This is a genomic window from Methylomonas sp. BG-2, from assembly GCF_057766305.1.
Genome location: NZ_JBYMAP010000267.1, coordinates 1 through 5,225, shown reverse-complemented (window position 1 = coordinate 5,225; position 5,225 = coordinate 1). Strand labels below are relative to the sequence as shown.

7 protein-coding genes, 3 tRNA genes and 1 pseudogene are annotated in these 5,225 nt (G+C 47.1%); 5 read left to right on the top strand and 6 right to left on the bottom strand.

All coding sequences use genetic code 11. The features are described 5' to 3' along the window. Positions 1 to 355 (bottom strand): annotated as a pseudogene (locus AC3B8H_RS18345) (integrase); the annotation flags it as partial. A 193-nt stretch (positions 356 to 548) separates the two neighbouring features. On the opposite strand from AC3B8H_RS18345, the gene csrA reads away from it, so the two are divergent. From csrA to AC3B8H_RS18325, 4 genes are all read left to right on the top strand, one after another. Continuing rightward, entirely contained in the window at positions 549 to 740 is a 192-nt protein-coding gene (gene csrA, locus AC3B8H_RS18340; protein WP_488442980.1) for a carbon storage regulator CsrA, read from the top strand. A 9-nt stretch (positions 741 to 749) separates the two neighbouring features. Then, positions 750 to 840, top strand: a tRNA-Ser gene (locus AC3B8H_RS18335). 59 nt (positions 841 to 899) lie between these two features. After that, positions 900 to 976: transfer RNA gene (locus AC3B8H_RS18330), tRNA-Arg, on the top strand. 25 nt (positions 977 to 1,001) lie between these two features. Continuing rightward, a tRNA-Asn gene (locus AC3B8H_RS18325) sits at positions 1,002 to 1,077 on the top strand. Positions 1,078 to 1,239: 162 nt separating this feature from the next. Here the strand turns inward: AC3B8H_RS18325 and AC3B8H_RS18320 are convergent. From AC3B8H_RS18320 to AC3B8H_RS18300, 5 genes are read right to left on the bottom strand one after another with little or no spacing between them, the layout of a single operon-like run. Next, positions 1,240 to 1,464, bottom strand: coding sequence for a helix-turn-helix transcriptional regulator (locus tag AC3B8H_RS18320; RefSeq protein ID WP_488442979.1), 225 nt, complete (start codon positions 1,462 to 1,464; stop codon positions 1,240 to 1,242). A 12-nt stretch (positions 1,465 to 1,476) separates the two neighbouring features. Then, positions 1,477 to 1,944: a FlhC family transcriptional regulator gene (locus tag AC3B8H_RS18315; RefSeq protein WP_064026647.1), complete on the bottom strand. Its 468-nt coding sequence runs from the start codon at positions 1,942 to 1,944 to the stop codon at positions 1,477 to 1,479. An 11-nt stretch (positions 1,945 to 1,955) separates the two neighbouring features. Beyond that, positions 1,956 to 2,549: an STAS-like domain-containing protein gene (locus AC3B8H_RS18310; RefSeq protein ID WP_488442978.1), complete on the bottom strand. Its 594-nt coding sequence runs from the start codon at positions 2,547 to 2,549 to the stop codon at positions 1,956 to 1,958. 50 nt (positions 2,550 to 2,599) lie between these two features. Beyond that, on the bottom strand, positions 2,600 to 3,193 hold the full coding sequence (locus AC3B8H_RS18305; RefSeq protein WP_488442977.1) for a FlhC family transcriptional regulator: 594 nt from the start codon (positions 3,191 to 3,193) through the stop codon (positions 2,600 to 2,602). Further along, positions 3,174 to 3,830: a flagellar transcriptional regulator FlhD gene (locus AC3B8H_RS18300; RefSeq protein WP_488442976.1), complete on the bottom strand. Its 657-nt coding sequence runs from the start codon at positions 3,828 to 3,830 to the stop codon at positions 3,174 to 3,176. Before AC3B8H_RS18300 ends, AC3B8H_RS18305 begins: the two co-directional genes overlap by 20 nt. A 63-nt stretch (positions 3,831 to 3,893) precedes the next feature. Between AC3B8H_RS18300 and AC3B8H_RS18295 the strand changes: the two genes are divergently transcribed. After that, complete coding sequence (locus AC3B8H_RS18295) at positions 3,894 to 4,880, top strand: hypothetical protein (RefSeq protein ID WP_488442975.1); 987 nt, start codon at positions 3,894 to 3,896, stop codon at positions 4,878 to 4,880. The last annotated feature ends 345 nt before the right edge of the window (positions 4,881 to 5,225 follow it).

Below are 5,225 nucleotides of genomic sequence, written 5' to 3'. Positions count from 1 at the left end.
GCAAGTCGGCAGCGAATACTGTCTCCGCTAGCGTGTCGTATTGATCTTCGTAGTACGGTAACCAAAGAGGTATCGCCGCCTTCAACCGTTTGCCGCAGAATTGATCGCTGGCGAACCAGATGCGCTTCAAGGGTTCCAGCAACACCTCGGCTTGATATTTTCGTTTGGGGCCTGGCCGCCTGGTTAGCGAAGCGGCGGGCTTTATTTTTTGATTCAGTAACCGAATCGCGTACTTGCGGGCACAGCCGCAGACCTCGCAAAACTCGTTCAGGATCGTTTGTTTCGCCGCTCGATCGCTTTGTCGGTAGCGTTTTTGGATGGCTTGCAAATAGGCGCGTCGTTCGTGTTTTCCCATAGGTGTAATCCGAGATTGTTCGGTTACACTCAATGTGAGGCAACGACCCTCTTTTACCGAGGTCTTGGGTTACTTTTAATTTGAGGCAATTCGGTGGTTGTAATAACGCTTCCCTTTTTTTCAAAAGAGATTATAATTGTCGATTCGAGTATGTCGCAGTAACAAAGCACAATTGAACATGTAGGGAGATAGTATGCTTATCTTGACCCGTAGAGTGGGAGAGACCTTGATGATTGGTGACGATGTGACTGTTACAGTTCTCGGGGTAAAAGGTAATCAGGTTCGTATCGGCGTAAACGCCCCTAAGGACGTATCCGTTCATAGGGAAGAAATCTACGAGAGAATCAAGAAAGAACAATCTGAAGCGAGTAACGCCGAAGGTTGATAAAGTTTAGGAGAGATGGCCGAGAGGCCGAAGGCGCTCCCCTGCTAAGGGAGTATGTGCCAAAAGCGCATCGAGGGTTCGAATCCCTCTCTCTCCGCCACTAAGATAAAAAAAGTTGTAAAAAATTTTAGAATAATCGATAATAAGCGGCTCAAATAAGCGCCCGTAGCTCAGCTGGATAGAGTACACGGCTACGAACCGTGCGGTCGGGAGTTCGAATCTCTCCGGGCGCGCCATTTTGAGAAAAAAATACCGAATTAATCCCCTGTAGCTCAGTCGGTAGAGCGGGTGACTGTTAATCACTAGGTCGGCGGTTCGAGCCCGTCCGGGGGAGCCAAATAAATCAAGGGCTTAGGCAGAAATGTCTAAGCCCTTTTTTATTGCGTGGTCACTTTTATGGTCACTTTGTTTTTCACTCAAATCCGAAAAAAATTTCGTACTTGATCGAAAAAGATACGGCACCAAACGAAAAATAAGGTTTGAATGCAGTTGTAAGGCATCAAAGTGTTCCAACATCTTCTTTTTTTACCCTCCTTTCATAAAATTCTTTGATCTGGCTTGTAAGCCACATTTGTGGATTTCGAATTACCGGTGGAGGAACCTCGCCTGCCTTCCTCATTCGCCAAAACTGAGTCCGAGTCACGCCTAATTTTTCAACCATGTCGTTAATTTTCAGAAATTCCTTTTCTTTTGCCGTTGTATTTTGCTCGGATTCAATGTTCACTGGATAACCTGATTACAATGAGTTGTTGCAAACGCCGCAGCGTTCCACCTGGTCTTCTCTTGCGTTCAACAGCACCCAGGCACGACAATGCGGGCATGTTGAAACCTGCACTTTTTTATCCTTGAGGTCTTCAGAGATAACCCATGCCGCTGAAAAATCAAGGTTTCCGAATGGGTAGGAATGCTTATAGGCATCAAAGGCGGTTATCACTGCTTGGATTTGATCATCGGCCGACTTACTCGCTGCCACCCGATAGCACACCGCAAACAGCGTAACGTCCTTGTATTTCCGCCGACTTCCAGTCAACCCGCGTGTTGAAAACTTGATTGAGCCTGGACTGGGCGAACGACCATGCAATTGTCGATAAGTCTGTCTTAACGGCTTGATGGGAATGCCAGTCACTTGATGCACGATTTTTACCCTGGCATGGCGTTTGAGCAATTCAATGGCGAGTGTTTGCTGTTGATACTTTTTCAGCATAGACCGCCCCCTCAGCAGATCGAGCCGGTTAAACCGAGCATGGCTTCCACTATCGGCGGCTGTTCTTTATTGATGTTCATCAGGAACTGACTGGAAAACCGTGGAGTGAAGCAAAGCCAATTGGAGCGAGCGATGAACTGAATGTCTTCCAAGGACAAATGACCGAGTGCTGTTCGCATGGTGTCATCCGTAATTCCCAGCACTAATTCCGTCAATACTGGGTTTTCCCGGGCGATCTCTCTGGCCTTGATCAACCAAGTTTGATTCATGGTGTATATCTCTTCGTCGCACCCTTGGTGATTGATCGCTGTCAGTTTGTCGAAATAGTCGTCCAAGCTTTTGAATGCAGATTGCAGCCGAATTTCATTGGCGTCACTCAAGTTAATGACTATAAGTTTCGATTTCAAATAATCGGCGCCAAACTCAGCAATCAAAGGAAAAAATAATTCCTGAAAAAATCCTTGGGTAATGGTGCTGACGTCCTTAAAATCAATGGTCAATATTTGCTGATTAGCAAAGCACTCGCGTGCGAGCCTAGCTAGGTTTTTGCCATGTAAGGGCTGCGGTATTTGGGAATCAGTGGCTGTAATGACAGTGATATGCATGCGACTTCTCCTTAGTAGCGGATGGATGATCTCCAGGCTGGGTGATGTAATTAATTTGGTTTTTTGGATTTTGCAGAGACCCAGCGTCGTCGTCCCGAACGATCGATCCAAACATCGCAGATTGGGCATTGGCTAAAAGTTGCATTCGGGTGAATCACGCTTAGAAAGCGTACTCTGCAACATGCGCAAACAGTGAAGATCAAATCACCGGCCAAGAGCATGCTGATTAAAGACCACGCCCTATTGATGTCTAACGTGAACTGTCTTGCTACAGGTGTTATTGCTTTAGGCTCGATGAATATGTGTGATGCGATGTTTTTATAAAGGCTAAAGGCATCAACTAATACCTGAGCTGAAGCATGCTGAATAGATAATCGCCGCCGAATATCATCGAGAATGCCTAAAAATATCGACGCGTGAATATTGCGGCCGGCGGACTGAATGACCCATTGGTGATCATGAGGTAGCATGCCTTGTTTGGGTGGGCATCCGTTTACTGATTTATACAAGTCGATACTTTGTTGTCGTGACAACCGACATAGTTGACTGACGATAGGAGGCCGAGCGCCAAGCTGGATCAATTGCTCAGCTAAAACCCAGTGGTTGGCGAAATTTGAGGCTTTTTTAAAGGGCACTGTTTTCATCGCTCCGTTCCGAAACCAAGGGTTGAAGTAAATCCACGTAGGCGCCCATGGAAACGCCATTTGGAACAAATATCGGCAACAGCCGAATAACCGCTCTGCTACTTTCAGCTTGATCCCGAAGTTGCTCCAGCGTCATGTCTGCGAGTTTTTCTATATGGTTTTTGTCCAAGCCAAATCGCCATGCTGTTTCTGCTGGGTTGCTGCGAGCACATTCCCTGGCTAGCATGAGATATTCGAAATTCAAACGGCTAAGATCTTCATCCAGTGTTGACATAGACGCCTCATAGTTGATTAATGGCTGTTGTCGGTATGCTAGGAGGTCAAAGCAGAAAAGTCCCGTTCGCAAGGTGACCTGTTTTGGGTCACAAACCTCTGGAAGCCTTGATAGCTCTGCATTGGAGCTGCTATTGATTAATGATCGTAATGTTCTTTTCTTGGACTTTGACCACCGGATGAATGCGGAAACGCGAAACATGGACATGAATCCATTGCATGATTTCGATTTTTCTCTGCTCTCGCTCCGGCTTCCAGCGTTGCTTGCCGTTGTGGAATGTGCTTTTTTTGGTACGCCAATTAAATTCAAATAGTTAAAAATCATTTTGGTATTGCCTAAACCTTGAATTGTTATGGAGGACATTGTTATGAATCGACAAAGCGCAAACCAGACTGCAACTACCGGTTACCTGGTTTGGGGTGGTTTATGCGCGAGGTAATCCAATGCCTGATCGATTGGCTGGACAGCGAAACAAGCGATGAAAAAGGTCACCGCATATTGCGCGCGTTAGCTCATGAATCGTTAAAGAAAGCGGATTTCGATGAGTCGAAGCGACGGTTCACTGCCGAAGAAATCGTCGCTGCCGTTGGACACTCGATAGGAAGTGCAGATCCGAAAAAGTGGATCGATTGGCCGGGGTTCTTGAAAAAATATTGCGAAACTCGCGAAGGGCAAATCATAGAGTTTGCTCGTAAACGCGGGCTAAAGCATTACCCGAAACCGGAACGAAAAAGTACAAACGGCGGTCCGGGAAAACTCACCACGTTTTATATCAAAGCCGAGCGGGTACCAGAGATCATCGAGGATGAACAAGACATTGATGAGTCCCAGATAGCCATAGGCAATGCAGCTGATCTGAAAGCCAACTATCAAATGACTGAATTGGGTGAAGTTAAACCGAGTTGGATCGCAAGTTGGTTATTTAGAGATGGACAAATCAAATTGCGCCAATGGCATGTTTGGTGCCTACTGGGCTGGCTGGCGACAATCGGCGGACTTGCAGTATTAATTGCCTATGCTGGATGGCTATCCTTATCCGAACCAAGGTCCGTTACAACGCGCGATCTGACCTTGTTGGTAAGTATTTTTGTGATTCCTTATGGTGCCTGGGTCACTATCATCAAGCCTTGGATATTATTGTTGGACGATCGGATAATCGTAGCCCATGAATTATTCACAAATTTTTATGAACAATCTGCACAGTTCGAATTACTCAGGGATGGCGATTTACGAGTGGTGCGGTTAGTTCGGTATTCAGCGACATGCCCAATTTGTGGCGCCACCGTTTATCTTGAAAAAGGCGAACCGGATTATCGGCGAAGGTTGGTAGGTCGATGCTATGAAAGTCCTCGAGAGCATGTGTTTAGTTTCGATAGAATCACGCGTTGTGGGCGGCTGCTGGTTGATCGTTAAGTTTCATGTAAGTGCAACAACGACCCATTACTGACCACGGAACCTGCAAATCAGACGCCCAAAAGCGGTCGGTCAACGTTCGAGGTTAGACGCAAAGTGCAGCATGCTGCACTTTGTCGGCTCGACAGGGTGTAGGTGAAAGGGCATAATTCGCGAGGCCTGCTACCCTGGGCCCTGCGTCGGCTGCGGCTTGACTTTGACCGGCCGCTAGGTCGCACCAGTTTCTGCAAACTGCTCTTCTGCTTGCGGTACTCCTCCATGAACCCGTCGAACAAACGTCCTAGTGCTCCGATCAGCTCAGCGTTGATGGGCTTGAACTCCGTCTTCCGGCGCGCGGTGTACTTT

What these genes read in the sequence shown, in the direction of transcription:
- AC3B8H_RS18305 (WP_488442977.1), bottom strand. Translation starts at nt 3,193, where the DNA reads ATGAAAACAGTGCCCTTTAAAAAAGCCTCAAATTTCGCCAACCACTGG.
- AC3B8H_RS18315 (WP_064026647.1), bottom strand. Translation starts at nt 1,944, where the DNA reads ATGCTGAAAAAGTATCAACAGCAAACACTCGCCATTGAATTGCTCAAA.
- csrA (WP_488442980.1), top strand. Translation starts at nt 549, where the DNA reads ATGCTTATCTTGACCCGTAGAGTGGGAGAGACCTTGATGATTGGTGAC.
- AC3B8H_RS18295 (WP_488442975.1), top strand. Translation starts at nt 3,894, where the DNA reads ATGCGCGAGGTAATCCAATGCCTGATCGATTGGCTGGACAGCGAAACA.
- AC3B8H_RS18300 (WP_488442976.1), bottom strand. Translation starts at nt 3,830, where the DNA reads ATGTCCTCCATAACAATTCAAGGTTTAGGCAATACCAAAATGATTTTT.
- AC3B8H_RS18310 (WP_488442978.1), bottom strand. Translation starts at nt 2,549, where the DNA reads ATGCATATCACTGTCATTACAGCCACTGATTCCCAAATACCGCAGCCC.